27 protein-coding genes are annotated in these 26,103 nt (G+C 70.9%); 8 read left to right on the top strand and 19 right to left on the bottom strand.

Going from position 1 to position 26,103, the window contains the following annotated elements; translation table 11 throughout:
* Positions 1-3: 3 nt before the first annotated feature.
* Positions 4-1,935, bottom strand: a complete 1,932-nt coding sequence (locus tag AC1DXJ_RS12755; protein WP_477615203.1) for a bifunctional metallophosphatase/5'-nucleotidase — start codon at positions 1,933-1,935, stop codon at positions 4-6.
* A 154-nt stretch (positions 1,936-2,089) separates the two neighbouring features.
* Complete coding sequence (locus AC1DXJ_RS12750) at positions 2,090-3,388, bottom strand: homogentisate 1,2-dioxygenase domain-containing protein (RefSeq protein WP_477615202.1); 1,299 nt, start codon at positions 3,386-3,388, stop codon at positions 2,090-2,092.
* A gap of 76 nt (positions 3,389-3,464) precedes the next feature.
* Between AC1DXJ_RS12750 and AC1DXJ_RS12745 the strand changes: the two genes are divergently transcribed.
* Together AC1DXJ_RS12745 and fahA are read left to right on the top strand one after the other, a co-directional pair.
* On the top strand, positions 3,465-4,319 hold the full coding sequence (locus AC1DXJ_RS12745) for a hypothetical protein (protein ID WP_477615201.1): 855 nt from the start codon (positions 3,465-3,467) through the stop codon (positions 4,317-4,319).
* 1 nt (position 4,320) lies between these two features.
* On the top strand, positions 4,321-5,571 hold the full coding sequence (fahA, locus tag AC1DXJ_RS12740; protein WP_477615200.1) for a fumarylacetoacetase: 1,251 nt from the start codon (positions 4,321-4,323) through the stop codon (positions 5,569-5,571).
* 3 nt (positions 5,572-5,574) lie between these two features.
* On the opposite strand, the gene AC1DXJ_RS12735 is transcribed toward fahA, so the two are convergent.
* On the bottom strand, positions 5,575-6,549 hold the full coding sequence (locus AC1DXJ_RS12735; protein WP_477615199.1) for an RDD family protein: 975 nt from the start codon (positions 6,547-6,549) through the stop codon (positions 5,575-5,577).
* A gap of 137 nt (positions 6,550-6,686) precedes the next feature.
* Complete coding sequence (hppD, locus tag AC1DXJ_RS12730) at positions 6,687-7,907, bottom strand: 4-hydroxyphenylpyruvate dioxygenase (RefSeq protein ID WP_477637137.1); 1,221 nt, start codon at positions 7,905-7,907, stop codon at positions 6,687-6,689.
* Between the two features lie 92 nt (positions 7,908-7,999).
* On the opposite strand from hppD, the gene AC1DXJ_RS12725 reads away from it, so the two are divergent.
* A complete protein-coding gene (locus tag AC1DXJ_RS12725) occupies positions 8,000-8,488 on the top strand; it encodes an Lrp/AsnC family transcriptional regulator (RefSeq protein WP_477637136.1) in 489 nt (162 codons plus the stop codon).
* 9 nt (positions 8,489-8,497) lie between these two features.
* On the opposite strand, the gene AC1DXJ_RS12720 is transcribed toward AC1DXJ_RS12725, so the two are convergent.
* The 12 genes from AC1DXJ_RS12720 to AC1DXJ_RS12665 form a co-directional block, all read right to left on the bottom strand.
* Positions 8,498-8,707, bottom strand: a complete 210-nt coding sequence (locus tag AC1DXJ_RS12720) for a dodecin (RefSeq protein ID WP_477615196.1) — start codon at positions 8,705-8,707, stop codon at positions 8,498-8,500.
* Positions 8,708-8,781: 74 nt separating this feature from the next.
* Positions 8,782-9,189, bottom strand: coding sequence for a hypothetical protein (locus AC1DXJ_RS12715; protein WP_477615195.1), 408 nt, complete (start codon positions 9,187-9,189; stop codon positions 8,782-8,784).
* Positions 9,190-9,282: 93 nt separating this feature from the next.
* The gene (locus AC1DXJ_RS12710) at positions 9,283-9,675 is read right to left on the bottom strand and encodes a hypothetical protein (protein ID WP_477615194.1); all 393 of its coding nucleotides are present in this window, start codon (positions 9,673-9,675) and stop codon (positions 9,283-9,285) included.
* 44 nt (positions 9,676-9,719) lie between these two features.
* Positions 9,720-11,471 (bottom strand): DEAD/DEAH box helicase, encoded by a 1,752-nt coding sequence (locus tag AC1DXJ_RS12705; protein WP_477615193.1) that lies wholly within the window; start codon positions 11,469-11,471, stop codon positions 9,720-9,722.
* A gap of 129 nt (positions 11,472-11,600) precedes the next feature.
* The gene (locus AC1DXJ_RS12700) at positions 11,601-12,563 is read right to left on the bottom strand and encodes a zinc metalloprotease (RefSeq protein ID WP_477615192.1); all 963 of its coding nucleotides are present in this window, start codon (positions 12,561-12,563) and stop codon (positions 11,601-11,603) included.
* A 140-nt stretch (positions 12,564-12,703) separates the two neighbouring features.
* Complete coding sequence (locus AC1DXJ_RS12695; protein WP_477615191.1) at positions 12,704-13,006, bottom strand: DUF3039 domain-containing protein; 303 nt, start codon at positions 13,004-13,006, stop codon at positions 12,704-12,706.
* Positions 13,007-13,037: 31 nt separating this feature from the next.
* Positions 13,038-13,604, bottom strand: coding sequence for a YqgE/AlgH family protein (locus tag AC1DXJ_RS12690; RefSeq protein ID WP_477615190.1), 567 nt, complete (start codon positions 13,602-13,604; stop codon positions 13,038-13,040).
* Positions 13,605-13,732: 128 nt separating this feature from the next.
* Positions 13,733-16,054 (bottom strand): DEAD/DEAH box helicase, encoded by a 2,322-nt coding sequence (locus AC1DXJ_RS12685; RefSeq protein WP_477615189.1) that lies wholly within the window; start codon positions 16,052-16,054, stop codon positions 13,733-13,735.
* 216 nt (positions 16,055-16,270) lie between these two features.
* Complete coding sequence (locus AC1DXJ_RS12680) at positions 16,271-16,690, bottom strand: VanZ family protein (protein WP_477615188.1); 420 nt, start codon at positions 16,688-16,690, stop codon at positions 16,271-16,273.
* Entirely contained in the window at positions 16,683-18,137 is a 1,455-nt protein-coding gene (locus AC1DXJ_RS12675; protein WP_477637135.1) for an NAD-dependent malic enzyme, read from the bottom strand. Before AC1DXJ_RS12675 ends, AC1DXJ_RS12680 begins: the two co-directional genes overlap by 8 nt.
* Before the next feature lie 17 nt (positions 18,138-18,154).
* Positions 18,155-18,619 carry a hypothetical protein gene (locus tag AC1DXJ_RS12670; protein WP_477637134.1) on the bottom strand — a complete coding sequence of 155 codons (465 nt, stop codon included), beginning with the start codon at positions 18,617-18,619 and terminating at the stop codon, positions 18,155-18,157.
* Positions 18,619-19,314, bottom strand: coding sequence for a class I SAM-dependent methyltransferase (locus tag AC1DXJ_RS12665; RefSeq protein WP_477615185.1), 696 nt, complete (start codon positions 19,312-19,314; stop codon positions 18,619-18,621). Before AC1DXJ_RS12665 ends, AC1DXJ_RS12670 begins: the two co-directional genes overlap by 1 nt.
* Before the next feature lie 23 nt (positions 19,315-19,337).
* On the opposite strand from AC1DXJ_RS12665, the gene AC1DXJ_RS12660 reads away from it, so the two are divergent.
* The gene (locus tag AC1DXJ_RS12660; protein WP_477637133.1) at positions 19,338-19,964 is read left to right on the top strand and encodes an SIMPL domain-containing protein; all 627 of its coding nucleotides are present in this window, start codon (positions 19,338-19,340) and stop codon (positions 19,962-19,964) included.
* 2 nt (positions 19,965-19,966) lie between these two features.
* A complete protein-coding gene (locus AC1DXJ_RS12655; RefSeq protein ID WP_477615183.1) occupies positions 19,967-20,338 on the top strand; it encodes a thioredoxin family protein in 372 nt (123 codons plus the stop codon).
* A gap of 46 nt (positions 20,339-20,384) precedes the next feature.
* Here the strand turns inward: AC1DXJ_RS12655 and AC1DXJ_RS12650 are convergent, their stop codons facing one another.
* The 3 genes from AC1DXJ_RS12650 to AC1DXJ_RS12640 all read right to left on the bottom strand — a co-directional run bounded on the left by AC1DXJ_RS12650 (position 20,385) and on the right by AC1DXJ_RS12640 (position 23,377).
* Positions 20,385-20,774 (bottom strand): hypothetical protein, encoded by a 390-nt coding sequence (locus AC1DXJ_RS12650; RefSeq protein ID WP_477637132.1) that lies wholly within the window; start codon positions 20,772-20,774, stop codon positions 20,385-20,387.
* A 120-nt stretch (positions 20,775-20,894) separates the two neighbouring features.
* Positions 20,895-22,574: a CDP-alcohol phosphatidyltransferase gene (locus tag AC1DXJ_RS12645; protein ID WP_477637131.1), complete on the bottom strand. Its 1,680-nt coding sequence runs from the start codon at positions 22,572-22,574 to the stop codon at positions 20,895-20,897.
* Positions 22,571-23,377: a CDP-alcohol phosphatidyltransferase family protein gene (locus AC1DXJ_RS12640; protein ID WP_477637130.1), complete on the bottom strand. Its 807-nt coding sequence runs from the start codon at positions 23,375-23,377 to the stop codon at positions 22,571-22,573. Before AC1DXJ_RS12640 ends, AC1DXJ_RS12645 begins: the two co-directional genes overlap by 4 nt.
* 143 nt (positions 23,378-23,520) lie before the next feature.
* Here AC1DXJ_RS12640 and AC1DXJ_RS12635 point away from each other — a divergent pair, with 143 nt between their 5' ends.
* Genes AC1DXJ_RS12635 through AC1DXJ_RS12625 form a run of 3 tightly spaced genes read left to right on the top strand, consistent with a single transcriptional unit; the run spans position 23,521 to position 25,985 of the window.
* On the top strand, positions 23,521-24,504 hold the full coding sequence (locus AC1DXJ_RS12635) for a zinc-dependent alcohol dehydrogenase (protein WP_477637129.1): 984 nt from the start codon (positions 23,521-23,523) through the stop codon (positions 24,502-24,504).
* A gap of 3 nt (positions 24,505-24,507) precedes the next feature.
* Positions 24,508-24,906, top strand: a complete 399-nt coding sequence (locus AC1DXJ_RS12630; RefSeq protein WP_477637128.1) for a 6-pyruvoyl trahydropterin synthase family protein — start codon at positions 24,508-24,510, stop codon at positions 24,904-24,906.
* Positions 24,903-25,985, top strand: a complete 1,083-nt coding sequence (locus AC1DXJ_RS12625; protein WP_477637127.1) for a glycosyltransferase family 4 protein — start codon at positions 24,903-24,905, stop codon at positions 25,983-25,985. The genes AC1DXJ_RS12630 and AC1DXJ_RS12625 overlap by 4 nt, the downstream gene beginning before the upstream one ends.
* Positions 25,986-26,103: the final 118 nt, after the last annotated feature.

Below are 26,103 nucleotides of genomic sequence, written 5' to 3'. Positions count from 1 at the left end.
ACGCTAGTGCCGCCCACCCTCGGCCGCGCCCTCGACGATGACGGGCTCACCGTTGGCGACCAGCTTCCAGTCGTAGGTCGTGAACGTGGTCGGGTCGATGGGCTCCTTGTTGGCCCCCTTGTCGACCGTCCAGTCGATCAGGAGCTGTCGGATCTCGACCTGCGCGTTGTACAGCACCGGCGCGGTGGTCACTCCGGGGAAGCCGCCACCACCTGACTGGCGGTAGTTGTTGATGGCGATGACGAACTGTGCCGCAGGATCGATGGCCTGGCCGTGGTAGGTGAGGTCGACGATCCGCTGCCCCACGGGCAGGGCGATGTCGATGTCGTAGGCCAGCGAGGAGTCCAGGCCGCCCATGATGTCGTAGTTGTAGTCAGGGATGGGGCTCCCGGTCGTGGGGCTCAGGGCGCCGGTCACGTCGTCCGGCGCGTACGGTCCGGGGCTGGTCACGGTCTTGAAGTAGGCGGCCGAGAACTCGAGGTAGGCCTTGACCTGTGCCCCCGTGAAGCGGATCCCCAGGAGCGTGTTGTCGTAGATGTAGAGGCCGGCGATGTCGCGGACCGTGACGTTGCCGGCGGGGATGGCAGCGTCGCGGTTGAACGGCGCGGCGATGGAAAGCACCGGAAGCACTTCGTCGGGAGTGCCCACCAGGGCAGCCTTCACTGCCTCGGCCTGGACGTGGTTGATGAAGTCGATCGCGGCGGTGTCCTCGAACCGTGCGGTTGCCGCTGACATGGCGACCGTGCACCGGCCGATGACGGAGTTGACGTAGGTGCGCACGACCGCGTGGTCGTCACGGACGAGGTCTGCCACCTCCGGGTCCTCGGGCACCGCGTTGGCGTTGAGCACGTGCGAGTGCGAAGCGACCAGCTGCCAGCGCCCCTTGACGAGCTCGAGGTCGAAGTCCATCACCGACAGCCGCATGCCCCACTTCAGCGGTTCGGTCAGCAGGACCTTCTTGCCCGGCGTGACCTTGCTGGGCACGAGCTCCTCGACGATCTCGACGTGGGCGTGGCCGACGAGCACGGCGTCCACGCCGGCCACCTCTTCGGCGAGCTGGCGCGACGCGTTCTCGGGGAAGGGCAGCGCGTCACCGTAGGACGACCCGGGCTTGGCTCCCGAGTGGCAGGACACGATGACCAGGTCGCAGCCGGCGGCCTTGAGCCTGGGGACCATGACCTTGGCCTGCTCGACGATGCCCGGGAAGCGGACCTGACCCTCGACGTTGGCCTTGTCCCAGATGGCGACGCCCGGTGTCACGAGGCCGAGGATGCCGACCTTGACGTCCTTGCCACCACGCGCCTTGAAGGTGCGGATGAGATAGGGCTTGAAGATCGGGGCGCCGGTGGCCCAGTCGACCGAGTTGGCACTCAGCAGCGGGAAGTCGCACTGCGACTCGAAGGTGCGCAGGGTGTCGAGGCCGTAGTTGTACTCGTGGTTGCCCAGCGCCGCCGCGTCGTAGCCGATGGCGTTCATGGCCTTGGCCATCGGGTGGACGGGACCGCCGGGGATGGTGATCGGATCGACCTTGGCGTAGTAGTACGACAGGGGCGTTCCCTGAATCGTGTCACCGGCGTCGAGCAGAAGGGTGTTGGCCGAGCCCCGCTCGGCACGCAGGGCCGTCACGAGGGTCGAGATCTTGGCCAGCCCGATGTCGTTGTGGGCCGAGTCGTCGTACTCGACGTCCTTGAAGTAGTCCCAGTTGAAGACGTTGCCGTGGGTGTCCGTCGTCCCCAGCACGGTGAGGCGGAACCGCCCCGGCGTGCCGGCAGCCCCGGGCCTCGCGGCGGGCCCCGCGTCCAGCGCAGCGTCCGCACGGGTCGCACCCCCGAAGAAGGCGGCCCCAGCTCCTCCGACCACGGCCATCGCGATCATCTCGCGACGGCTGCGCTCCTGCACGGCGAGCTCCCGGGCGACGGTGCGGGCGGACGTCATGAGTGCCTCCAACCTGAGGGTGTCCGGGCTCTCGACGGAGTGCCCGGGGCGCGAGCCACGGCTGCGTCGACGTGGCGGTTCTTCCACCCTAACCGCTGTGGCGGATAGCCGACCATGGTGTGCACAAAACCGGCATTGTGCACTCAACCCGGCGTCACCCGATGCTGTAGTCCGATCCCTCGGCGCCCCGGGTGGTCCCGCCAGAGGCAGCACCACCCCGGCTCCACGACCAGGCGTACGCGCCGTCATCGACCGCCCGGCCACCCTCGCCGAGCTCCAGCGGGCGGAAGGTGTCGACCATGACCGCCAGCTCGTCGAAGAACTCCACCCCGATCGAGGCCTCGGAGGCACCGGGCTGCGGCCCGTGCGCGTGGCCGCCGGGGTGCACCGAGACGGAGCCCTTGCCGATACCCGACCCCTTGCGCGCCTCGTAGTCGCCGTCGACGTAGAACATGATCTCGTCGCTGTCGACGTTGGAGTGGTAGTAGGGCACGGGGATCGACAGCGGGTGGTAGTCGACCTTGCGCGGCACGAAGTTGCAGATCACGAAGTTCCAGCCCTCGAAGACCTGGTGCACGGGCGGCGGCTGGTGGACGCGGCCGGTGATCGGCTCGAAGTCGCGCACGTTGAACGCGTAGGGGTAGAGGCAGCCGTCCCAGCCGACCACGTCGAGCGGGTGGAACGGGAGCGTGTGGACGGTTCCCACGATGCCGCCACTGCTGGACGGCCCGTTTCCGCGGTGCTTGATGAAGACGTCGGTCTCGTCGTCCGCCTTGGCCCCCACGTCCTCCGCGAGGAGTGGACCCGACGGCCCGCGGAGGTCGCGCTCGCAGTAGGGCGCGTGCTCGAGCAGCTGGCCGAACTTGCTCAGGTAGCGCTTGGGCGGCGTGATGTGCGAGTTGGCCTCGATGCAGTAGGCCCGCAACGGCTCCTTGGTGGAACGTTTCGGGATCCACCGGTGCGTCGTCGCTCGCGGGATCACGAGGTAGTCGCCCTCGGCAACGTCGAAGGCCCCGAACACCGTCTCGACGCGTGCCCTGCCACGCTCGACGTAGACGCACTCGTCGCCGATCCCGTTGCGGTACCACGGGCTGGGAGCCCCGGCCACGGCATACGAGATGCGGACGTCACCGTTGCCGAGGACCAGGCGCCGCCCGGTCACGACATCGGTGCTCTTGACGTCCTTGGCCTCGAAGAGGTCGTGCAGCTTGAGGTGGCGCGGCACGAGTGGGTGGTTCGGCCTGGTCGAGAGGTCACCGATGGACCACTCCCGGGCGCCCGCGATGGTCGAGGGGATGTTGCGGTGGTAGAGGAGCGAGGAGTCCGAGGAGAACCCCTCCTCCCCCATGAGCTCCTCGTAGTACAGCTCGCCCTTCGTGCCGCGGGCCCCCGGCCGGCGGTGCTGGGTGTGCCTCTTGGGCGGGATGCTGCCCATCGCCTGGTAGTGCGCCACAGGTCCACCTCGGTGTGGTCTCGCGTCGGTGCGGGCCGGGTCCTCGGCCCCGCCCCACCCTAGTAGCCTCACCGCCATGACATCGCTGCCGGAGGCGCTCGCCGACCGCCCGGCCGAGCCGTCGCTGTTCGCCTCGCTGGTCGACGACGCCGCCGTCTTCCCCCCGGGCAACGCCCCCCTTCCCGAGGCGGTGCGCCGGCACCGCCTCCACCGCACCAGCGGGTATGCCGCGTGCGTGGGTCCGCTGCTCGTCCCCGCCTCCGCCGCTCGTGACCTCGCCGGGCTCCTCGACGGCACACCCCTGACCGTGGTGGTCATCGGCCGGCCGGGCACGCCCCGCGTCGAGGTGGCCACCGCCGTGCGGCAACTCCGGTCGACCGCACTCGTCGAGGTGACCGGGGTCGAGCTCGGCTGGACGCCCGACTGGCGGGCCACCGACTTCGGCGGGCTGCCCGTCAGCCTCGAGGTGCCGCGGGGGGCCGACCAGCTCGCCGCGATCGCCGACATAGCTGCGGATGCCTCGGATTCCGTTGCGCTGCAGGCGAAGTTCCGCACGGGCGCCACAGAGACGTGGGCCTGGCCTGACGAACGAGAGCTCGCGACGTTCATCCGGACGGCCATCGACCACGACCTCGGGTTCAAGCTCACCGGGGGGCTGCACCACACCGTCCGGGGCACCCATGACGGACAGGAGCAGCATGGCCTCCTCAACGTCCTGGCCGCGGTGCGCTGGGCACTCAACGGTGAGGACGTCGATGAGCTCGTTCCCCTTCTGGCGGAACGTGATCCAGCCGTCCTCGTCCCCCAGATCACCCGCATGAGCGCCGCTGACGCGGCGATCGTGCGCGCCTTCTTCACGGCATACGGATGCTGTGAGGTGACCGACCCGATCGGCGAGCTCACCACGCTCGGCCTCGTCCAAGGAGCCTGACTTGTCCTCCGCCAGCACCTGGCTCGACCTCCCCGCCGACCACCCCTTCGGGGTCGCCCACCTCCCCTACGGCGTCTTCTCGACGCCGGACACCGCCCCGCGGGTCGGTGTGCGGGTCGGCGACTGGGTGCTCGACGCCAGCGAGGTGGCGCGCATCGGTCGTGACGCCTTCGGCGTGGGTGAGGGCCCCGACCTCACGGCGGCGTGGGAACAGCCGAGCCTCAACCCCTTCCTCGAGCTGGGGCACGAGGCCTGGGCGGTCGCCCGCGCGTGGCTGGTCGAGATCCTCACCGACGACGTCCACGAGGACGGCGTCCGGCCACACCTGCTCCCGCTCGAGGGCGTCACCCTGCACCTGCCGATCGAGGTCGCGGACTACGTCGACTTCTACGCCAGCGAGCACCATGCGACCAACGTCGGGCGCATCTTCCGCCCCGACTCCGAGCCGCTCACCCCGAACTGGAAGCACCTGCCGATCGGCTACCACGGACGCTCGGGCACGGTCGTCGTCTCCGGGACCGACGTCGTGCGGCCGCAGGGCCAGCGCAAGGCCCCGACCGACCAGGCGCCGACCTTCGGCCCGAGCCGCAAGCTCGACATCGAGGCCGAGCTGGGCTTCGTCGTGGGCGGCAGCACCACCCTGGGCGAGCCGGTCGAGGTCGGCCGAGCCGCCGAGGAGCACCTGTTCGGTGTCGTCCTGCTCAACGACTGGAGCGCCCGGGACATCCAGGCGTGGGAGTACGTCCCCCTGGGACCGTTCCTGGGCAAGTCGTTCGGCACGTCGATCAGCGCCTGGGTCACCCCGCTGGCCGCCCTGGCGTCGGCCCGGGTGCCGCTTCCCGGCCAGGACCCAGAGCCGCTGCCCTACCTGCGTGGTGACGCCGACTCCGTGTTCGGACTGGACCTGCACCTCGAGGTGGAGTGGAACGGCAGCGTGGTCGCCCGACCCGAGTACCGCGACATGTACTGGTCGCCCGCCCAGATGCTGGCCCACCTGTCGGTCAACGGCGCCTCGATCCGCAGCGGTGACCTCTTCGGCTCGGGCACCATCTCCGGCGCCGCGAAGGACACCCGCGGCAGCTTCCTCGAGCTCTCGTGGAACGGCACCGAACCGGTCCGGCTCGATGACGGCAGCGAGCGCACCTTCCTCGAGGACGGCGACACCGTCGTGCTGCGCGCGTGGGCAACCGGCGCGGACGGCGTTCGCCTCGACCTGGCCGAGGTCAGCGGCACGATCCTCCCGGCGCGCTGAGTCCTAGCTGCGCGGCTGCTTGCCCACGACCACGTTGGTCTTGGCGAGCTTGTCGTGGAGCGCCTGCTTCTTGTCGTCCCAGGCGGGCCAGAGGAGGTCCACCAAGGCTGCCAGCGAGAAGAGGTTGCCGACCAGCGGGATGTTGCCGAGCAGGCTCAGCACGGCCTGCACTGAGGTGCGCCTCGCAGCCACGGCGACGGTCAGCGGTCCCGGGCGCTCGCGCAACCGCACACTGATCCCCATTGCGGACTTGCCGGGAGTCGCCCCCGTGCGAGTCAGGAAGAAGATGGCGTACGCGAACCCGATCAGCGCACCGACGACCCCGAAGGCAAGCAGGTAGCCGTAGTTGACGGCGCTGGTGTTGATGCTGTCCAGCGTCGAGGTGTCCCCCGAGTCGACGGCGGTGGTGATCTCGTCCCACACCGGCTGGATCGCCTTGAAGGCCAGCCACCCGCCGAGCACCAGGAGAATCAGGAACTGGATGATGCCGTCGATGAGGTAGGCGCCGACGCGCTGCCAGTACCCGGCCAGCGGCTGGCCGTCCGGCGTGGTCGCCGCAGGCTGCATCCCCGGGTAGGCGGGGGCGTTCCAGCCACCCTGTTGGGGGGCGCCGGGGAACTGCGGGCTCTGCTGCCCCGGGTACTGCTGCCCCGGGTACTGCTGGCCCGGGTACTGCTGTCCCGGTGCGCCCGCTCCGGTGGCCGGCGGCGAGGCAGACCCGCCCGGCGCCTGCGGAGGCTGCCCCTGCGGCTGGTCCTGCACCTGACCCTGACCCTGTGTCTGGCCCTGTGTCTGGCCCGGGTACTGGGGCGGGTGTCCCTGACCCGGGAACTGCTGCTGCCCGGTCTGCGAGGCTGCTGCCGTCGGACGGGTGGACCGGGGCGTCGTGTGGTTGCTCCAGATCACGCCGTCGAAGTAACGCAGCTTGGTGTCGTCCTGCGGGTCGTCGTACCAGCCGGGAGTCGTTGGCGTACTCATGCCCCAAGCGTCTCACGCTGGCCGAGACGTTCACGCCACTCGTCCCCGGCCGCGTGGCCCCAGCGCGCACAGCAGAAGGGCTGGGTATGCCGGGTGGTCACCACCCGGCATACCCAGCCCTCGACCTGGGGCGCGACTCAGAGGTTGCCGCGGGCGTCCTGCTCGCGCTCGATGGCCTCGAACAGCGCCTTGAAGTTGCCCTTGCCGAAGCCGAGCGAACCGTGCCGCTCGATGATCTCGAAGAACACGGTCGGGCGGTCGCCGAGCGGCTTGGTGAAGATCTGGAGGAGGTAGCCGTCCTCGTCGCGGTCGACGAGGATCTTGCGCTTCTGCAGCTCCTCGATGGGTGCCCGCACCTGACCGATCCGCGAGCGCAGCTCGGCGTCCTCGTAGTAGGAGTCCGGGGTGTCGAGGAACTCGACGCCGTTGGCGCGCAGCTCGTCGACGGTGCGCAGGATGTCGTTCGTCGCGAGCGCGAGGTGCTGGGCACCGGGGCCGTTGTAGAACTCGAGGTACTCGTCGATCTGGCTCTTGCGCTTGGCGATCGCCGGCTCGTTGAGGGGGAACTTCACCCGGTGGTTGCCGTTGGCGACGACCTTGGACATCAGCGCGGAGTAGTCGGTGGCGATGTCGTCGCCGACGAACTCGGCCATGTTCACGAAGCCCATGACCTTGTTGTAGAAGGTCACCCACTCGTCCATCTTGCCGAGCTCGACGTTGCCGACGATGTGGTCGAGGGCCTGGAAGAGGCGCTTGGGCGCACCCTCGCGCTTGACCCACGTCGACTGCCTGGCGACGTAGCCGGGCAGGTAGGGACCGTCGTAACGGGAGCGGTCGACGAGGGTGTGCACCGTCTCGCCGTAGGTGGCGATGGACGCGATCCGCACCGTGCCGTGCTCGTCCGTGACGTCTTCGGCCTCACGGACGACGCGGGCGCCCGACCGCTTGGCCTGGGCGACGCACTTGTCGACGTCGGGCACCTCGAGGGGGATGTCGACGACGCCGTCGCCGTGCCTGGCGTGGTGCTCGATGAGCGGGCTGTCCGGGCTCACCGCGCCGTTGACGACGAACCGGATCGAGCCGGACTTGAGGACGAACGACTTGTGGTCGCGCTGGCCGTTCTCGGGTCCGCTGTAGGCGACCAGCTCCATCCCCCAGGCCGACTGGTAGTAGTGCGCGGTCTGGCTCGCATTGCCGACGACGAAGACGATGGCGTCCCAGCCGGTGACGGGGAAGGGGTCCTTGCTCTCGTCGTACTCGACGAGGCCGACCAGCTGCTTGAGCTGCTCGATGTCGAGGTTCGCCTCGCGTTCCTGCGGGGTCAGGTCAAGGGACGTGTCGGTGGCGTGGGTCGTCATCTGTGCAGCGTGGCGCCTGGTCGGCGAGTGTGCAACTGTATGCCGCTGCGGTGCACAGTCTGCGCAGAATGCTGGCTTGGACACCCTTCGAGATGGACAATGTGACCATGAACCTGGACGAGCTCGACGGACGGCTCATCACCCTCTTCACGACGGCGCCGCAGATCGGGGTGCTGGGCGCCTCCCGCGAGCTCGGCGTCGCACGCGGGACCGTGCAGGCCCGGCTCGACCGCCTGGTCGAGCGCGGCGTCATCCGGTCGTGGGCGCCCCAGATCGACCCGGCGGCGATGGGCTACCCGGTGTCGGCGTTCTGCACGCTGGAGATCCGGCAGGGCCGAGGCCACTCCCCCGTGGTCGACCACCTGTCGCGCATCCCCGAGGTGCTGGAGGCACACACGATCACCGGTTCCGGGGACCTCTACATCCACATCGTCGCGCGCGACAACGCCGACCTGCAACGCGTCATCGATGCCGTCGTCGACGACGAGCACGTCATCCGGGCCAACACGGCCATCTCGCTGGCCACGCGCATCCCGCTGCGCACCCTGCCGCTGGTCCGTGCCGCGGCCGAGACCCCCTAACCCCGGCCCCTAGTCGTCGAGGCGGAAGCCGAGCTTGACGGTCACCTGCCAGTGGGCGATAGCACCGTCGGAGATCTGACCGCGGACGCTCTGCACCTCGAACCAGTCGAGGTTGCGCACCGTCTTCGTGGCCTGGGTGACGGCGTTCGCCACGGCGGACTCGACGCTGTCGGGTGAGGTGCCGACGACCTCGGAGATGGAGTACACGTGGTTGGCCATTGCCTGCTCCGTCCTCGGCGGCCCAGCGTCGCCGTCCTCGTCACGCTAGCGGCGCAGGCGCCGACGGACCACCCTCAGAGGCGGTCGCCCACGAAGAACCACGTGAAGAAGGAGATGCCCAGCAGCATGCCGATGTGCCCCAGTGCGGACAGCCATGGCCCGTGCGCCCAGCCGTCGTCGGTGGCCCCGGTGGCGTGTCGGCCACGAGTCGGCACCCACCGGGCCAGCACCAGCAGGCCGATCACGACGACCGCCCACCACGCGACCATGGCCGCCCAGCCGACCAGACGTGGCGCGCCGACCAGCCAGGCGACCCACGCGCACAGGGCGACGACCCCGAGCGCCGTGTGGGTGTTCAGCAGGCCACGCGGGGTCTCGGTCACCCCCGACTGCTTCTCCGTGGCGATGAGCCGCGAGCGGGTGAGCAACACGACCACCGCTGCGAGGGCGGTGAGCATCCAGACGACGTTGACGAGATCCACGCCCGCCACCCTGTCGTGAACACCCATCACCACGCAACGTCCGCGTCCGGTCGGTCGAGCTGGACCGAGGCCCGGGCTGGACCGAGGCCCGGGCTAGACCGAGGAGAAGGCGTCGGGGTCGGTGCCCAACCGGGCACGGAAGGCGTTGTCGAGGGCTGCGTCGTCCTCGATGGCCTCGTCGTAGTGGTTGTCCGCGGACAGCTCGAGAGCACTGGCCCGGTCGTCGTCGTCCAGCGCACCAGCGGCGATCTCGCGACGCACCGCCGCAATGGCCTCCGACGCTGCGGGCACATGGAGCCAGCGGTAGCCGGCCTCGGCGGCGTCCAGCTCCTCGTCGGTCATGTTCTGGACGGCGTCCAGGACGCCGCTCGACATCGCGGAGCTGTGCAACCTCAACGCAGCCGCGAGCGCCTCGTCTCCGACGCCCGGGGTCGGTCCCCCGGCCTCGAGCGCCGCACGGTTCCAGATGGTGTCAGCCTCGTCCATGGTGGCAGCATGTCACCTCATCCCTACCGGGCGCAGGACGAACGTCAGCGACGACCGACGAACCAGGCCCTGATCTTCTCGACCCTGGCCACGACCTGCTCCGAGGTGGCCTCGTCGAGTGACGGGCCGCCGCAGGCTCGTCGCAGCTCGTTGTGCACGACGCCGTGCGGCGTGCCCTTCTTGCGGGCATAGGCGGCCACGAGCTTGTTGAGCTCCTGCCGCTGCGCGGCGAGGGCCCGGTGGGCCGACACCGGCTGCTCGACCTTGCGGGGCCGACGGGTGCTCTGGGCCGTCTGCCGCTCGTGCAGCAGCACCGCCATCTGGTCCGGCTCGAGCAGGCCCGGGAGGCCGAGGTACTCCTGCTCCTCCTCCGAGCCCGTCACGGCGTTGAGCCCGAACTGCTTGGCATCGAAGAGCACGTGGTCGAACTCCGCGTCCGACTCCAGCGCCTCGAAGGCCATCGCGTCGATGTCAGGCGTGCGAGCGGTGCGGTTCGCGGCGTCGAGCAGGGCGTCCTCCTCGGCCCACATCGACGCGGCGCTGTCGTCCTTGGCGACCCGGTCGAGGGCGTGGTCGCGCTCGTCCTCCAGCCGGGCCGCGTGCTCGAGGATCACGGGCACGGACGGCAGGAAGACCGAAGCCGTCTCCCCGCGGCGGCGGGCCCGCACGAACCGGCCGACGGCCTGCGCGAAGAACAGCGGGGTGGACGTCGAGGTGGCGTAGACGCCCACGCACAGCCGCGGCACGTCGACCCCCTCGGACACCATGCGGACGGCCACCATCCAGCGCGAGTCGCTCGCGGCATACTCCTCGATCCGCGCCGAGGAACCGGCGTCGTCGGAGAGCACCAGGGTGGGCTTCTGCCCGGTCAGGGCCTCGAGGATCCGCGCGTACGCGCGAGCCGCCGTCTGGTTGGACGCGATCACGAGGCCGCCCGCATCCGGCACGCCACGGCGTACCTCCGTCAGGCGCTTGTCGGCTGCAGCCAGGACCGACGGGATCCACTCCCCCTTGGGGTCCAGCGCGGTGCGCCATGCCTGCGCCATCGAGTCCTTGGTGAGCAGCTCGCCGAGCCGGGCCGCGATCTCGTCGCCGGCCTTGGTGCGCCAGCGCATGGCGCCGCCGTAGGCGAGGAACAGCACGGGGCGCACGACGCCGTCACGCAACGCCTCGGCATACCCGTAGGTGTAGTCGGCGGACGAGCGGCGGATGCCGTCACGGTCCTCCGCATAGGTGACGAACGGGATGGGGGAGGTGTCGGAGCGGAACGGCGTGCCCGTCAGCGCGAGGCGGCGGGTCGCGGGTTCGAACGCCTCGCGGATCGCGTCGCCCCACGACAGCGCGTCGCCGCCGTGGTGGATCTCGTCCAGGATCACGAGGGTGGGCGCGGACTCGGTGCGGGTGCGGTGCAGCGACGGCTTGCTCGCCACCTGTGCGTAGGTCAGCGCGACCCCGTCGTACTCGCTGGAGTGGCGGGCCGAGGAGTTGGAGAACTTCGGGTCGATGTGGAGGCCGACCTTGGCGGCGGCGTCGGCCCACTGGGTCTTGAGGTGCTCGGTCGGCGCCACGATGGTCACGGCCGAGATGGTGCCGCGGCCGAGGAGCTCCGTGGCCAGGCGGAGGGCGTACGTCGTCTTTCCCGCGCCGGGCGTCGCCACGGCCAGGAAGTCTCGGGGATCCGCCTGCAGGTATGCCGTGAGCGCGGCCTGCTGCCAGGCACGCAGCTTGGCGGCCGTCCCCCAGGCCGCCCGCTCCGGGAACGCTGGTGACAGGTGGGAGGCGGCGGCGGTACTCATAGGGCGGCCACGGTATCCGGTGCGGCGAGACGACATGCCGAGGCCCCGGCGTCTGAGCCGGGGCCTCGGGGGTGTGCTAGAGCGTGTCGCCGGGAGGCGTCATGGATGGGGCGTTACCGGCCGAATCGGTCAGCGGCCCTGTCGGTAGGTCACCCAGGCGTTCTGCGCCCGGACGATCTGGCCGGGCGTGAAGTTGTCCATGCACGCGTCGTCCGTGTAGTCCATGAAGTTCGTGATCGGGTCGCGGCCGGCCTGGCTGGTGCAGGTGTCCCGTCCGGTCGGGCACCCGAAGGCCGGCGAGGCCTCGGCTGCCGTGTCGGTGACGTAGTCGCCCTGACCCGCGCAGCCGCCCTGGAACGTGTGGTAGAGCCCGAACCAGTGCCCCGCCTCGTGGGTCGCGGTGTCACCCTCGTCGTAGGGCGCGGCGTTGCCACCCTTCAAGCTCTGGTCCAGGACGACGACGCCGTCCATGACGTCGTACGACGACTTCGGGAAGGTCGCCCACCCGAGCAGCCCACCGGAGAGGTTCGCGGTGTAGATGTTGAGGTCGTCCATGGTGCCCTGGCGCAGGGCCGTCTTCATGGCCCGCTCCGCGCTGCTGCCCTGCGAGAGGTTGTACCAGCCGGCGTTGTTCGTCTTATTCACCCCGGCCTTGACGAACGAGAAGCCAGAGCCGCCGTAGGCGCTGTTCAGCACGCTCAGCTGGGCGTCGACCAGACCGGAGACGTCGCCGGTCGTGCCGCTGGTGATGATGTGGAAGTAGACGTTGACCGAGGTGGGCGTGAACGCACCACCACCGCCGGGCTTCCTGGCCGAGCCGTTGGCCGCCTTGGTGTAGCCCTTGGCTGCCATGGCCTTGGCGAGGCCGGCCTCCATGGCCTTGGTCTGGGCGGCGGACAGCTCGTTGCCGTCCTTGCGGTTGCCACCCTGCGCGCTCCGGGCGGCGTTGACCGAGTCGGAGTGCGTGGCGCAGTCGGCGGCGACCGTGGACTCGCCGGCCATCGGCTGGGCGAGTGCGCTGCCCTGGCCGAGGCCGAGTGCGGCGGCCCCCCACACCAACGTGGACAGGGCGATTCGAGAGCGAAGCAACATGTGCGTCCTTTCGCGGGTCACCACCTCCCGGGTTGGGAGGTGGCTCGACCTCGCACGCTAGGAGGCATCGCCCCTGTTCAGGGACGCACAAAGGTAAAGAGTCGTTCAGGCTTTGGGGGCGACCCGGCGAGTGCGACCGCTCACTCGCCGCCGTCCTGCGGCGCGCGCAGCCCTTCGTAGATCTCCTTGCACGTGGGGCAGACCGGGAACTTCTTCGGGTCGCGTCCCGGCACCCAGACCTTGCCGCACAGGGCCACGACGGGGTCGCCGGACAGGGCGCTCTCGAGGATCTTCTCCTTGCGGACGTAGTGCGAGAACCGCTCGTGGTCGCCCGGTTCCTGCAGCTGCTCCTCGACCTGCTCGCGCTCCAGCACCGCGGTCGTGGTGGAGGGCTGGGCCTGCGGGACCAGCGGGTCGTCCAGGGGGATCTGGGGCTCGCTCATCCCCCGATTGTATGCCGGGCGGTGCTGCGGCTCAGTTCATCTCGGGGTCGGTCGGGAAGGTCGCCACGAACGCCAGGTGGTCACGTTGGCGACGCAGCACGCGGGTCCAGAGCTGCTCGGGGTCGTCGTCGAAGGCGTCGCGCCCCTCCGACTCGACGACGTACCAGCTGCCCGACGCGACCTCCTCCTCGAGCTGCCCGGGTGACCACCCGGCATACCCCGCGAAGATCCGCAGGCCCGCCACCTCGGGCACCACGATCGCCGGAGGCGTGTCGAGGTCGACGAGCCCCAGGCCGCCGAACAGCCGCTTGACCCCCAGCGGCTCGGAGTCCCCCGGGACGGTGACGAGGCCGAGCGCGCTGTCGAGGCCGACCGGTCCGCCTTCGAACAGCACGGAGGGAGCGGTGGCGTAGGCCTGCCAGTCGGGCAGCACCACGTCCACCCGCGCATCCATGGGGCGGTTCAGCACCACGCCCTGCGCGCCCTCCGCGTCGTGGTGCAGGAGGAGGACGACGCTGCGGCAGAACACCCCGTCGACGATCTGGGGCGTCGCGACGAGCAGGTTGCCCGACAGGTCGGTGGTCTCCACGGGTCCCATTCTGCCTGCCCGTGCCAAAGCCCCGGTCGCGGGGACCGGGGCTTTGGCCATTCAGTTGATGTGGACCTCAGGTGCTGCGGCGGTCAGCTGCCGCGCGCGTCACCCGAGGGCCGGGTATGCCGGGTGGCTCAGCCCCGTGCCGCGCGCGAGTAGCTGGGCCGGTCGCCGCGCGCGCCACCGGAGCGGTCGTCACGGTAGGAGCGGTTGCCGCCACCCTGACGGGGACCACGGGGGCCACCGCCGCGGGGACCACTGGACGGGCGTCCGCCACCGCGCTTCGGACCCTCCAGGACGCGGCGCACCTTGTCCTCGGGAACCGGGATGCCGCTGGGGGTCACGGCGCCGGTTGCCGCGAGGCGCGCGTCACCGGGGATCGCCTTGGTCGGGACGGCGTCGATGCCGGCGTCCTTGGCCATCCGCTCCATAGTGCGACGCTGGTGCGGCAGGGCGAGGGTCACGACGGTGCCCTTGTCGCCTGCGCGGGCGGTACGGCCCGAGCGGTGCAGGTAGTCCTTGTGGTCGGCCGGCGGGTCGACCTGCAGGACCACAGAGACGTCGTCGACGTGGATGCCGCGGGCGGCGACGTCGGTGGCTACGAGGACCGGCAGGCTGCCGTCACGGAAGGCGCCGAGGACGCGGTTGCGCGCGCCCTGGTTGAGCCCACCGTGCAGCGCCGCGGCGAAGACACCCTGCTCGCGCAGCTGGAGGGCCACACGGTCGGCACCGAGCTTGGTGCGCACGAAGACCACGGTGCGCCCCTCACGGTTGGCGACCTCGGCGGTGATCGTCTTCTTGTGCATCGGGTCGATGAGCAGCACGTGGTGCTCCATCGTGGTGACGGAGGCCTTGGCGTCGTCGGTGGAGTGCGTCTGGGGGTTCGTGAGGTAGCCCTCGACGAGCTTGTCGACACCCTTGTCGAGGGTGGCCGAGAAGAGCATCCGCTGGCCGCCGGCTGGCATCTGGTCGAGGATCGCGGTGACCTCGGGCATGAAGCCCATGTCAGCCATGTGGTCGGCCTCGTCGAGGACGGCGATCTGGATGTCGCGGAGCTGCACGGCCTCGCGCTCGATGAGGTCCTTGAGCCGGCCGGGGGTGGCGATGAGCAGGTCGACGCCGCGGTTCAGGGCGCTGATCTGGGTCGTGTAGGACAGGCCACCGGCGACGAGCTTGTGCTTGAGGCCGAGGACGTGGACGAGGGGCTCGAGCGCGTCGGAGACCTGCATGGCGAGCTCGCGGGTCGGGACCAGCACGAGCGCACGCGGACGACGGGGGGCAGCCTTGTCGCCGTCGGCGAGACGGGACAGCATCGGCAGGCCGAAGGCCAGCGTCTTGCCGGAGCCGGTCTGGCCACGGCCGAGGATGTCCATGCCTGCGAGCGCGTCCGGGATCGTCGCGGCCTGGATCGGGAACGGCGTGGTGATGCCGTCGCGGGCCAGTCGCTCGACGAGACGCTCGGTGAGTCCGAGTCCGGCGAAGCCGTTGTCGGCGTCGACGGTGACGGGACCGTCGACCGTCTTGCGGGTGGCCTTCACCCAGGTGTCGGCTTCCATGCGCTCGGCCTCGGGGTCGACCTGGGCGTCGAAGCTGCGCGGCGCGCGGTCGTTGCGGTCGAAGCTGCGGGCCGGGCGGTCGTTGCGGTCGAAGCTGCGGGCCGGACGGTCGCTGCGGTCGAAGCTGCGGGCCGGACGGTCGCTGCGGTCGAAGCTGCGCGGCGCGCGGTCATCGCGGTCGAAGCTGCGGGCCGGGCGGTCGGTGCGGTCGTTGCTGCGGGCCGGGCGGTCGCTGCGGTCGTAGCTGCGCGGCGCACGGTCATCGCGGTTGAAGCTGGTCACTCGGTGGTCCTCACGGTTGGTGTACTGACGGGGACCACGGCTGTCACTACGGTCACTGGCACTACGGTCACTGCGACGAGCCGGGCGGTCGTCACGGGTGGAGTCGCGGCGCTGCGGCCGCTCGTCACGGTTGAAGGGGCGAGCCGGACGGTCGTCGCGGCTGAAGGTGCGGGGGGCGCGGTCGTCGCGGTCGTAGCTGCGCGCGGGGCGCTCGCTGCGGTCGTAGCTGCGCGGCGCACGGTCGTCACGGTTGAACGTGCGGGCCGGACGGTCGCTGCGGTCGTAGCTGCGCGCACCGCGGTCGTCGCGGTCGTTGCTGCGCGCGGGGCGCTCGCTGCGGTCGTAGCTGCGCGGCGCACGGTCGTCACGGTTGAACGTGCGGGCCGGACGGTCGCTGCGGTCGTAGCTGCGGGCCGGGCGCTCGGAACGCTCGGAACGCTCGGAACGCTCGGGGCGACGGTCACCGTCGCGAGCCGGCCGAGCGGCATACGAGCTGCCACTGGAGGGCGCGGAGGACTGGCCGCGGTGGGCCTTCTTGGGGCCCTTCTTCGCGTCAGCCTTCTTTTCTGGGGTCCACCGGGCCTTTTTGGGCGCGCCGGATCGCAGGTTCTTGGGCACTGATATTCAACTCACTTCAGGTACTCGAGGTAGACACGTCTCGAGCGACCTGGCGAGGGCAACGAAAGAAGACGAGCCTCAGGCCCTTGGGGCCCGTTGGACCGGATCAACAGTTGTCATCCGGTGGGACTGCAGTCGGAGTAGGGAATGCGTCTGTGGCGCCTATGCCACCTCTTGGCGCTGCCAGGCGCCGCCGAACTGAGCCAGAGCAGTCTATCAGCGCCGGAAGGCCCGCCCGACCACGACGGACGTGACCCCGAGCACCACCCCGGAAAGGTCCGCCACGGCGTCCCACGGGTCACCTGAGCGGTTCGGCAGCAGGTAGTGCTGGACGAGCTCGCTCACCGGCGCGTGCAGGGCCAACAACCCCACCACGTATGCCGGGCGCACGCCGGCCAGCAGCCCCGCCACCGTGGGGAGCAGGAACAGCAGGACGTGGACGACCTTGTCGCTCCACGTCACCGGGCCCTGGAGGTCGACCCGCGGCCAGTAGAGCGCGGCCAGCTGGGCGAGCAGCAACAGCCCGAAGACGACGTGACGTGGGCCGACGACCACGGTTGCCTGTCCCGGTTCCGCGCTGAGCACGGCGGGCGGCGAGCCCGCAGGAGTCTGGTCGTCGGGTGACGCACTAGCCAATGAGCTCGGGCTCCTCAGCCATCCGCCTCGTCACGACTGCCTCGGGCGTCGTGCCGAGCACCGCCGCCTTGACCGCAGCGGCCACGACCTTGGAGACGTCGGGGTGGAAGACGCTGGGGATGATGTAGGCCGCGTTGAGCTCGTCGGGGTGGACGACCTCGGACAGCGCCTTGGCGGCGGCCAGCATCACGTCCTCGTCGATGGACGTGGAGGCTGCGTCGAGCAGTCCGCGGAACACGCCGGGGAAGACCAGCACGTTGTTGATCTGGTTGGCGAAGTCGGAGCGACCGGTGGCCACGACGGCGGCGTGCTGGGCTGCCGCGATGGGGTCGACCTCGGGCTCGGGGTTGGCCATGGCGAAGACGATCGCCCCGTCGTTCATGGTGGCGATGTCCTCCCCGGTGAGGATCCCCGGGGCGGAGACACCCACGAAGACGTCGGCGCCGGCGAGCGCGCTCTTGAGCGTGCCTGAGACACCGCGGTGGTTGGTGTTCGCGGCAGACCACGCGAGGGCGGGGTGCTCTCCCGACGCGATGTCCTCACGGTCGGGGTGCAGCACCCCGAACTGGTCGGCCACCACGACGTCCGTGGCGCCGGCCTTGAGCAGAAGCTTGAGGATCGCGGTGCCGGCGGCACCGGCGCCCGACATCACCACCCGGCATTCGCTCAGGTCCTTGCCGACGACGCGCAGGGCGTTGCGCAGGGCGGCCAGGGTGACGATCGCGGTGCCGTGCTGGTCGTCGTGGAAGACGGGGATGTCGAGCTCGTCACGCAGCCGGGCCTCGATCTCGAAGCAGCGGGGAGCCGAGATGTCCTCGAGGTTGATCCCCGCGAAGACGGGGCTGATCGCCTTGACCGTGTGGATGATCTCCTCGGTGTCCTGGGTGTCGAGGCAGATCGGGAAGGCGTCGATGTCGGCGAACCGCTTGAACAACGCGGCCTTGCCCTCCATCACCGGCAGCGCGGCCAAGGGACCGATGTTGCCCAGCCCCAGAACGGCCGAGCCGTCGGTCACCACGGCCACCGTGTTGCGCTTGATGGTCAGTCGCCGGGCGTCGGCGGGGTTCTCGGCGATGGCGAGGCAGACCCGCGCGACGCCCGGTGTGTAGATCAGGGACAGGTCGTCGCGGTTGCGGATCGGCACCTTGGACTCGATCTTGAGCTTGCCACCCAGGTGGGCGAGGAACGTGCGGTCCGAGACCTTGCCGATCTCGACGCCGTGCACCCCGCGCATCGCCTCGACGAGCTCGTCGGCGTGGGTGGTGTCGCGGGCAGCCGCGGTGACGTCGACGCGCAGGCGGTCGGCGCCGGAGGCGGTGACGTCGAGCCCGGTGACCAGCCCGCCGCCCTTCTCGATGACGCCGGTGAGCTCGGAGACCGCAGTGGCGCGGGCCGGGAGGGTCAACCGGACGGTGATGGAGTTGGACACGGACGGGGCTGCGCTCATGGTCGGCATTCTCCCGATTACCGCGGGGTACGCCGAACCGGTGCCGAATCGTGGCCGGCGACGCGACGGCGCCGCAGGCCGAGGGCCAGCCGTTGCTCGACGAGCTCCTGCCCCCTCACGGCGAGCCAGGCGCACACCACCGCCAACGGCAGCTCGACGACCACGGCCATCGCCAGGGCGACCCACCGCTCGCTCGGCGTCGGCGCCGTCACCACGTCGAACCACGCGTCGGTCGCGAGCAGCGCCGCGGTGGCACCCGCGACGGCGCCGAGCCAGCGCGCATGACGCAGCGCCGCCCACCCGGTTACGGCCAGCAGGACCAGGAGCGCCACGTCGAAGCCGCCCCACGCGAGGTCGAAGTGCGCTGCCGGCGCGGTGCCGGGCAACGCCACGAACAGGTAGGCCGTCCACGGCAGCATGAGTGCCGCGAGCGCGGCAAGCGCCCAGCCGACGACCTTGACCCGCCGCGCCCGGGCCCGCATCAGGCCGACGCCGTCGGGGCCGCCGTCGGGGCAGCTGCGGGGGCCGCTGTCGGGGACATCGCGCGAAGCAGGTAGCGCTCGTGCTCGATCTCGCGACCCCAGAAGACGGTGTCGGTCAGCTGCACCACCACCGTCTCCCCGACCAGCTCGCGGACGACGGCGGCGAGCTCGTCGGATGGCACGCCGGCACGCCAGGGCAGGTCCGGCTTGCCGTCGGCAGCCTCCAGTCCCCAGCGCCCCTCGACGAGCACCATCCTGCCGCCGGGCCTCAGCAGGGTGGCCCATCGACGCAGCGCCTCCGTGGGGTCCGGAAGCGTCCACAGGATGTGACGGGCGAAGACCACGTCGAACGAACCCGCTTCGAAGGGCGGCTCGCTCGCGTCCGCCGCCGCGATCTCGATGGCCGACCCGAACGGTGCAGCCTTGGCCACCGCTCGCCGCACCATCTCCGGTGACAGGTCGATGCCTCGCACCTGGTGGCCCATCTCGGCCATCAGCACGCTCATCGTGCCCGTGCCGCAGGCCAGGTCCGCCACCAGCGAAGGCGTCGTCGGCAGCCAGGTGCGCAGCAGGTCCTTCCACGCGGCGCGGATGTCGGAGTCGAGCAGCCCGTGGTCGGGGTAGGTGTCGTACTCGGCGGCGAAGTCGTCCCAGTAGCGGCGGATCACATCTGTGGAAGGTCCAGGAGTGCTCATCGGCTCCAGCCTAGGCTGAACGCATGACACGACACAGCGGGTCACACGTGGAAGTCACCGGCTCCGGCACCGCGTCCGCGGCGCCGGACGTGGTCCGCGTCAGGGCCGGGGTGCGCTGCGACGGCGACGACGTGTCGTCCGCCCTCGCCGATGCAGGCAGCCGGGCGCAGGGACTCGCCCAGGCCGCGCGCGACCACGGCGTGCTGGACGCGGACCTGCGGACGACGGGCACCGGCGTCCACCCGCGGCACGACCGCGAGGGGGTCACTGTGGTCGGGTACACGGCATACCAGAGCCTGTCGGTGACGGTGCGTGACCCGGCCCTGGTCGGCAGCCTCGTCGCCGCGTTCGCCGGCGTCGCGGGCAACGCCCTCACGATCGACCACATCGGGCTCGAGCTCGCCGACTCCGCACCCCTGCTCGCCCAGGCGCGCGAGGCCGCCTTCGCGGACGCCAGGGCGAAGGCGGAGCAGTATGCCGCGCTGGCCGGCCGCGAGCTCGGGAAGGTTGAGCGGCTGTCCGATGTTGATCGGGGTGGAGCCCAGCCCCGGTTTGCGATGATGGCAGCCGGCAAGGCGGCAGACCTGTCCGTCGAGCTGGGCGAGAACTCGGTGACCGCGACCGTCGCGGTCCGATGGGAGTGGACCTAGAGATGGCAAGCACGACGCTGACGGCGGAGAACTTCGAGAAGACGATCCTCGAGGGAGGCACCGTGTTCGTGGACTTCTGGGCCGAGTGGTGCGGCCCGTGCAAGCGGTTCGGACCGGTCTTCGAGAGTGCCTCGGAGAAGCACACCGACGTCGTCTTCGGCAAGGTGGACACCGAGGCCGAGCAGGCGCTCGCCGCCGCCGCGAACATCACCTCGATCCCCATGCTCATGGGGTTCCGCGACGGCATCCTCGTCTTCGCCCAGGCCGGCGCGCTACCCGCGCCCATGCTCGAGGACGTCATCACCAAGGTGCAGGGCCTCGACATGGACGCCGTACGCGCGGACATCGAGTCGCAGAAGGCCACCCAGAGCTAATCGCCGCGTTCGTCTGCTCCACCGCTCGGCGATCGGCCGCCCCGCGTCAGCGGTGCGCCGCGAGCGAGGGGCCGTGGCTGGCCGACCTGCTCGTCCACCAGTGCAGGAGCAGCAGGCCGCCCACCAGGATGCAGACCACCTCGGAGATCGCGGCCGCGAAGACGTAGAAGCCTTCCCACCGGTCGTGGATCCCCATGAAGCCCACGGTCGTGGCGAGGACGAACGCGCCCAACGTGGACGCTCCGAAGCCCAAGGTCAGGAACGCCGGCACCCAGTGCTCCCAGCGCAGCAGCAGGACCGCGATGACCACGCCGGCGACGACGTTCACGAGGAAGGCGGGCCCGACCGACTGGTGGCGCACGCCGCCGAACCAGAGCTTCAGGTGGTCCGCAGCCGACACCACCAGTGCCGCCGCACCCAGTGCTCGCCACTTCATGACGCCCTCCTTCTCCCGGCCGACGCCGCACGGGCGTCCTGGTGGTGGAGACGGTTCAGGGGCGGTTCCCGTTCAGTGGTCGCCGCGTTCGGTGGCCTTCGCCTTCAGTGGCCTTCGCGTTCAGTGGTCCTGTTGCACTGGCGGGTCCGCGGGCGGACCGAACGCCGCCAGGAAGCGGTCGCGGAACGCATCCATCCGCCAGGTCGGCGCGTCGGGACCGGGACGCATGCCCTCCTGCCAGTTCCAGCCACTGACCCGCTGCGTCACGCCCGGGTCGTGCGCCACGATCGTGACCGGCACCCGGTGGCTGGCCCCGGGTCCTGAGACCACGGTCGAGGGCTGGTGGTCGCCCAGCAGCACCAGGACGAGGTTGTCGTCGTGGACCGTCCGCACGAAGGACACGAGGCTCTCGAGCGAGTAGGAGATCGACTTCCCGTAGGCCGCTCGCACTGACTCGGGGTCGCGCCAGGTCTGGGCCCTCGTCTGGGCCCGGGCGCGGACGGGGCCGAACACCGAGCCGTCTCCGACCGACGACCAGTCGACCATGGTCGGGAGCGGAGCCCAAGGGGCGTGACTGGTCACGAGGTCGATCTCGGCCATCACCGGGGCGCGGGCCCCTGTCGACAGCTCCCGGTCGGCGAACGCCTTGAGCGTGTACTGGTCCGGCATCGTCGCGTAACCGAACTGTGGGCCGGCATACCCCACGTTGCGCGCGTCGTAGACCTGGTCATAGCGGTAGAAGGACCGGCCCTGGGGCCAGTCGCTGCGGTTCGCGGGGACGTCGCCCACCGTGCGCCAGCCGGCGCGTTCGAAGGCGCCACTCAGGGTCAGCCGGTCGGTGGCGACGAGCTGGTCGTAGCGCCGCTGGCTGTCCACCCRGACACCCGACTGGAGGGTGGAGTGGGCCAGCCAGCTGGTGCCCCCGAACGTGGGTGAGTCGAGCCAGGCGCTCCGCGTCGAGTAGCCGGCCGAACGCAGCTGGCTCGTGCCTCTGGCCAGCGTCGACGAGACGGACGCCGACTCCGGCGAGCCGGTCACCGCCACCTCGCCGTAGCTCTCCACGAAGACGATGAGGACGTCCTTGCCGCGCAACCCGGACAGCAGGTCACCGGCCGGCGTCGCCGCGAAGGCGTCCCTCGCGATCGCGCGTGCGAAGACCTCGTGGTCGCGCACCGCCGAGCGAACCTGACCCACGTGGCCCGTGACGAGCCCCACGGCCGGCGTGGCCGCGAGAGGCGTGCCCGGGGCGACCTGGACGTGGGCGACCGCGACCGCGAGCCACGTGCCGGCCGCGACGGCGAGGACCGTGGCCCAGCCACGCCGGTGGCGGTCGACGCGGGGATGCAGCAGCCGCACCACGTGGCGCACCGACAAGGGGCACCCCACGAGCAGGCCGAGGACCAGGACGACCGCACCGATGACGGCCGCGGTCGCAGCGGTGCGGCCCGCCGAGTCATCGACCAGGCCGTACACGTCCCGCAGGTAGGTCCAGTCGGTCACGACGTCGAAGGGTCGGCTCAACGCCGAGGTGAAGCCGAGGTCGAGGAGCTTGAGCACCGTGAGGACCCCCAGCACCAGGCCGCCCACGAGGGCGAGCGGCTCTCGCCACCGCGAGGGCAGCACGAGGACCACCGCCAGGAACACGAGGGGCTCGAGCGGCAGGCGCCCCAGCCAGTCCACCGGTCTGCCGATGGCGTCGTCGGGCGCCACGAGCACCACCCACACGATCAGGCCGGTCGCGACGGCGCCGATCGTCCCGGCCAGTCGCGCCGGGCGACGCCTCCTCGACGGGCGCGTCACTCGAGCACCCTCGCCGGCTGGCTCCCGGTCTCAGGACCCACGGGCCGCGCGCGGGAGGCGATGACGTCACCTGTGATCCCGTGCCGTCCGACCCTCTGCCGCCGAGCCGGCCACAGCTCGGCGACCTGCGTCCCGAACGACCAGGCCAGGAGGGTGAGTGCCACCACGACGACGGCGCCGGAGACCTCCCGGGGCAGCAGCTGTGCCGTGACCACGGTGAGCACGATGCCCTGTAGGGCGGCAACCGCCTTGCGTGAGTAGCGAGGTGGCACGGTCCCGCTGAGCCATGGCGCCACCCAGGTGGCTGCCATGAACGCGTAGCGGAAGACCCCGATGGCGAGGACCCACCAGCCGAGCACCATGGAGGCAGCAACGCTGAGCACGAGGATGAGGAAGGCGTCCACCTCCATGTCCATCCGGGCGCCCAACGGTGTCGCCGTCCCCGTCTGCCGGGCGACCCACCCGTCGACCGCGTCGAGCACCAGCGCCACCCCCGCGATCGCCACGAGCACCGTCGGGAGCTCGTGACCGGGGAGGTGCGCCTGGCCGAGAAGGGACTGCGCGGTCAGCGACGCCACGACGCACGCGAGCGTGGCCCGGGTCACCGTGACATGATCGCCTGGCCCCAGGCGATGCGGTCGCCAGCCGGTGAGGGCCCGGGCCAGGAGCGACCCACCAAGCAGGGCGCACCCGAGGCCTGTCGCCAGCCCTGCGGCGCCGACGTGGGCCGCCCGCTCAAGGGCGCCGAGCAGCACCAGCTGGGCGACTGCGCTGCCGACCGGGAGGGCTCGCAACGAGCGCACCGCACCTCCTCTGTCGCAACGTCTGACTTCTAGGACGGCCCAGCCTGCACCGGCGTTCACGGGTCCCAGCTCCCCTGCAGGTCTCGATCCGGCTGGAGGGAAACCCGCAGTGGTGAGGTGAGGGCGATGGCTAGGGTGGGCTCGTGTCCGCCGCTGCCCGCGCGTACTGGCTGGCCGAACCCGGGGTCGGTGAGATCCGGCCTTCGGCCCTTCCCGCGTGCGGACCCGCGGAGGTCCTCGTGCGCACCGAGTACTCGGCGATCAGCCGCGGCACCGAGACCCTCGTCTTCGGGGGTCGCGTCCCGCAGAGCCAGTATGCCGCGATGCGGGCTCCCTTCCAGGAAGGCGACTTCCCGGGGCCGGTCAAGTACGGCTACCTCAACGTCGGGGTCGTCGAGGACGGCCCGGACCATCTGGTGGGCCAGACGGTGTTCTGCCTCTTTCCCCACCAGACGAGGTACGTCGTGCCGGTTGGCGCGGTCGCGGTCGTGCCGGACGGCATCCCTCCCCAGCGCGCCGTGCTGGCGGGCACGGTCGAGACGGCGGTCAACGCCCTGTGGGACGCCGCTCCCCTGGTCGGTGACCGGGTCGTCGTGGTGGGAGCCGGCATGGTCGGGTGCTGCGTCGCGCGGCTGCTTGCGCAGGTTCCCGGAGTCCGCACCACCTTGGTCGACGTGGACGAGTCCCGTGCCGCGGTGGCGGCCTCTCTGGGCGTCGGCTTCGCCGTGCCTGACGAGGTGGAGCGGGGTGGCGCGGACCTCGTCCTGCACACCAGCGCGAGCTCGGAGGGCCTCCAGCTGTCCCTGGAGCTGCTCGTCACCGAGGGGGAGGTGGTGGAGCTCAGCTGGTACGGCGAGGGTGAGGTGCAACTCGCCCTCGGCGGTGCGTTCCACTCACGCCGGCTGGGTATCCGCGCCAGCCAGGTCGGAATGGTCTCGCCGGCCCGACGCTCGCGCCGCACCCCGGCCGACAGGCTCTCCCTGGCCCTCGAGCTCCTGCGCGACCCTGCCTTCGACGCCCTGGTCACCGGCCGGTCGACGTTCGACGAGCTGCCGCAGGTCATGGCCGCGCTCCACGACGGAAACCTCCCGGCGATCTGTCACCTCATCACCTACGACCAGGGGTAGACCGTGTTCACAGTGACCGTGCGGGACCACATGATGATCGCCCACAGCTTCCGCGGCGAGGTCTTCGGACCGGCCCAGGCACTGCACGGTGCGACCTACGTCGTCGACGCCACGTTTCACGCCGAGACCCTGGACGAGGACGGCATCGTCGTCGACATCGGGCGGGCGGTGGCCCAGCTGCACGAGGTGCTCGCCGACCTGAACTACCGCAACCTGGACGAGGACCCGGCCCTCACGGACACCAACACGACGACCGAGGTCCTGGCCCGCCTGGTGGCCGACCGCCTGGCCGACCGCGTCCGCGCCGGGGACCTCGGCGACACCGCCCGGCGCGTCGGTGCCCTCACCGTGACGCTGTCCGAGTCCCCGGTGGCGTGGGCGAGCTACGAGCGGACCCTGTGACCACCGTGCACGTCGTCGTCCCCGACAGCGTCGAGGACCCAGCACGGCCGAGCGGGGGCAACACCTACGACCGTCGGGTCTGCTCGGAGCTCTCGGCGCTCGGGTGGTCGGTGCAGGTCCATGCGGTGCCCGGTCCCTGGCCACACCCCGACGCCCGAACCCGCGTGACCCTCGCGGGCGAGCTGGCGGCCGTGCCACGGGAGGCGGTGCTCCTGGTCGACGGTCTGGTCGCGTCGTGCACGCCCGACGTGCTCGTGCCGGAGACGGACCGGCTTCGGGTCGTCGTGCTCGTCCACCTGCCACTGGGTCACCCGCGCCCGCTGGAGCCCCTGCAGCCGCCGGGTCAGCAACCCGACCCCGCGCAGGGTGAGCGCGCGGTCCTCGAGGCCTCCGCAGCCGTCCTGACCACCAGCCACTGGACGAGGCGGTGGCTGGTGGACCGCTATGACCTGGCTCCCGACCGGGTGCGGGTGGCCCAGCCCGGAGTCGACAGTGCCACGCCTCGCGCCGGCACCCCGTCGGGTGGCGAGCTGCTCTGCGTGGCAGCGGTCGTCCCCGCCAAGGGCCACGGCGCGCTGCTCGACGCGCTGGCCTCCGTGCACGACCTGCCGTGGCGGCTCGTCTGCGCCGGGTCCCTGTACCTCGCCCCCGACCACGTCGCCCGGTTGCGAGCGCAGTGCCATGAGGCGGGGATCGCCGACCGGGTCACCTTCGTCGGTCCCCTCGCCGGTCGCGACCTCGACCTGGCGTATGCCGCGGCCGACGTGCTCGTCCACGCGTCGCGGATCGAGACGTACGGCCTCGTCGTCACCGAGGCGCTGGCCCGTGCCCTGCCGGTCATCGCGACCTCGGTGAGCGGCGTAGCGGAGGCGATGGGGACAGCTCCCGACGGCACGGTGCCGGGCCTGCTCGTGCCGCCGGGGCCGGACGAGCTGGGCCGGGCCGTGCGGTCCTGGCTCGAGGATGCTGCCCTCCGCGCTCGGCTCCGGGCTGCCGCCCGCGCACGCCGAACCACGCTGTCGCCGTGGTCGACGACGGCACAAGTGGTCGCCGCCGTGCTCGCCGAGGTCGCGGCATGACCCTCACCGTGAGCCATTCCCACGGGCGACCGGCCCGCCGGCGCATCTCGAGCCGACGGGCGGAGGTGAACCCCGGCCACGCGGCATACGTCAGTGCTTGTGCAGGCGATGTCCCTCC

The organism is Pedococcus sp. P2_D9 (assembly GCF_056404275.1).
Note: the sequence above shows the minus strand (reverse complement) of the source record. Positions and strands in the feature narration are given on the sequence as shown.

Coding starts and splice junctions, on each gene's coding strand:
- AC1DXJ_RS12735 (WP_477615199.1), bottom strand. CDS start 6,549: ATGAGTACGCCAACGACTCCCGGCTGGTACGACGACCCGCAGGACGAC.
- AC1DXJ_RS12705 (WP_477615193.1), bottom strand. CDS start 11,471: ATGAGTACCGCCGCCGCCTCCCACCTGTCACCAGCGTTCCCGGAGCGG.
- AC1DXJ_RS12700 (WP_477615192.1), bottom strand. CDS start 12,563: ATGTTGCTTCGCTCTCGAATCGCCCTGTCCACGTTGGTGTGGGGGGCC.
- AC1DXJ_RS12675 (WP_477637135.1), bottom strand. CDS start 18,137: ATGAGCGCAGCCCCGTCCGTGTCCAACTCCATCACCGTCCGGTTGACC.
- AC1DXJ_RS12710 (WP_477615194.1), bottom strand. CDS start 9,675: ATGGACGAGGCTGACACCATCTGGAACCGTGCGGCGCTCGAGGCCGGG.
- AC1DXJ_RS12655 (WP_477615183.1), top strand. CDS start 19,967: ATGGCAAGCACGACGCTGACGGCGGAGAACTTCGAGAAGACGATCCTC.
- AC1DXJ_RS12665 (WP_477615185.1), bottom strand. CDS start 19,314: ATGAGCACTCCTGGACCTTCCACAGATGTGATCCGCCGCTACTGGGAC.
- hppD (WP_477637137.1), bottom strand. CDS start 7,907: ATGACGACCCACGCCACCGACACGTCCCTTGACCTGACCCCGCAGGAA.
- AC1DXJ_RS12745 (WP_477615201.1), top strand. CDS start 3,465: ATGACATCGCTGCCGGAGGCGCTCGCCGACCGCCCGGCCGAGCCGTCG.
- AC1DXJ_RS12670 (WP_477637134.1), bottom strand. CDS start 18,619: ATGCGGGCCCGGGCGCGGCGGGTCAAGGTCGTCGGCTGGGCGCTTGCC.
- AC1DXJ_RS12695 (WP_477615191.1), bottom strand. CDS start 13,006: ATGAGCGAGCCCCAGATCCCCCTGGACGACCCGCTGGTCCCGCAGGCC.
- AC1DXJ_RS12725 (WP_477637136.1), top strand. CDS start 8,000: ATGGACAATGTGACCATGAACCTGGACGAGCTCGACGGACGGCTCATC.
- AC1DXJ_RS12755 (WP_477615203.1), bottom strand. CDS start 1,935: ATGACGTCCGCCCGCACCGTCGCCCGGGAGCTCGCCGTGCAGGAGCGC.
- AC1DXJ_RS12650 (WP_477637132.1), bottom strand. CDS start 20,774: ATGAAGTGGCGAGCACTGGGTGCGGCGGCACTGGTGGTGTCGGCTGCG.
- AC1DXJ_RS12660 (WP_477637133.1), top strand. CDS start 19,338: ATGACACGACACAGCGGGTCACACGTGGAAGTCACCGGCTCCGGCACC.
- AC1DXJ_RS12690 (WP_477615190.1), bottom strand. CDS start 13,604: ATGGGACCCGTGGAGACCACCGACCTGTCGGGCAACCTGCTCGTCGCG.
- AC1DXJ_RS12720 (WP_477615196.1), bottom strand. CDS start 8,707: ATGGCCAACCACGTGTACTCCATCTCCGAGGTCGTCGGCACCTCACCC.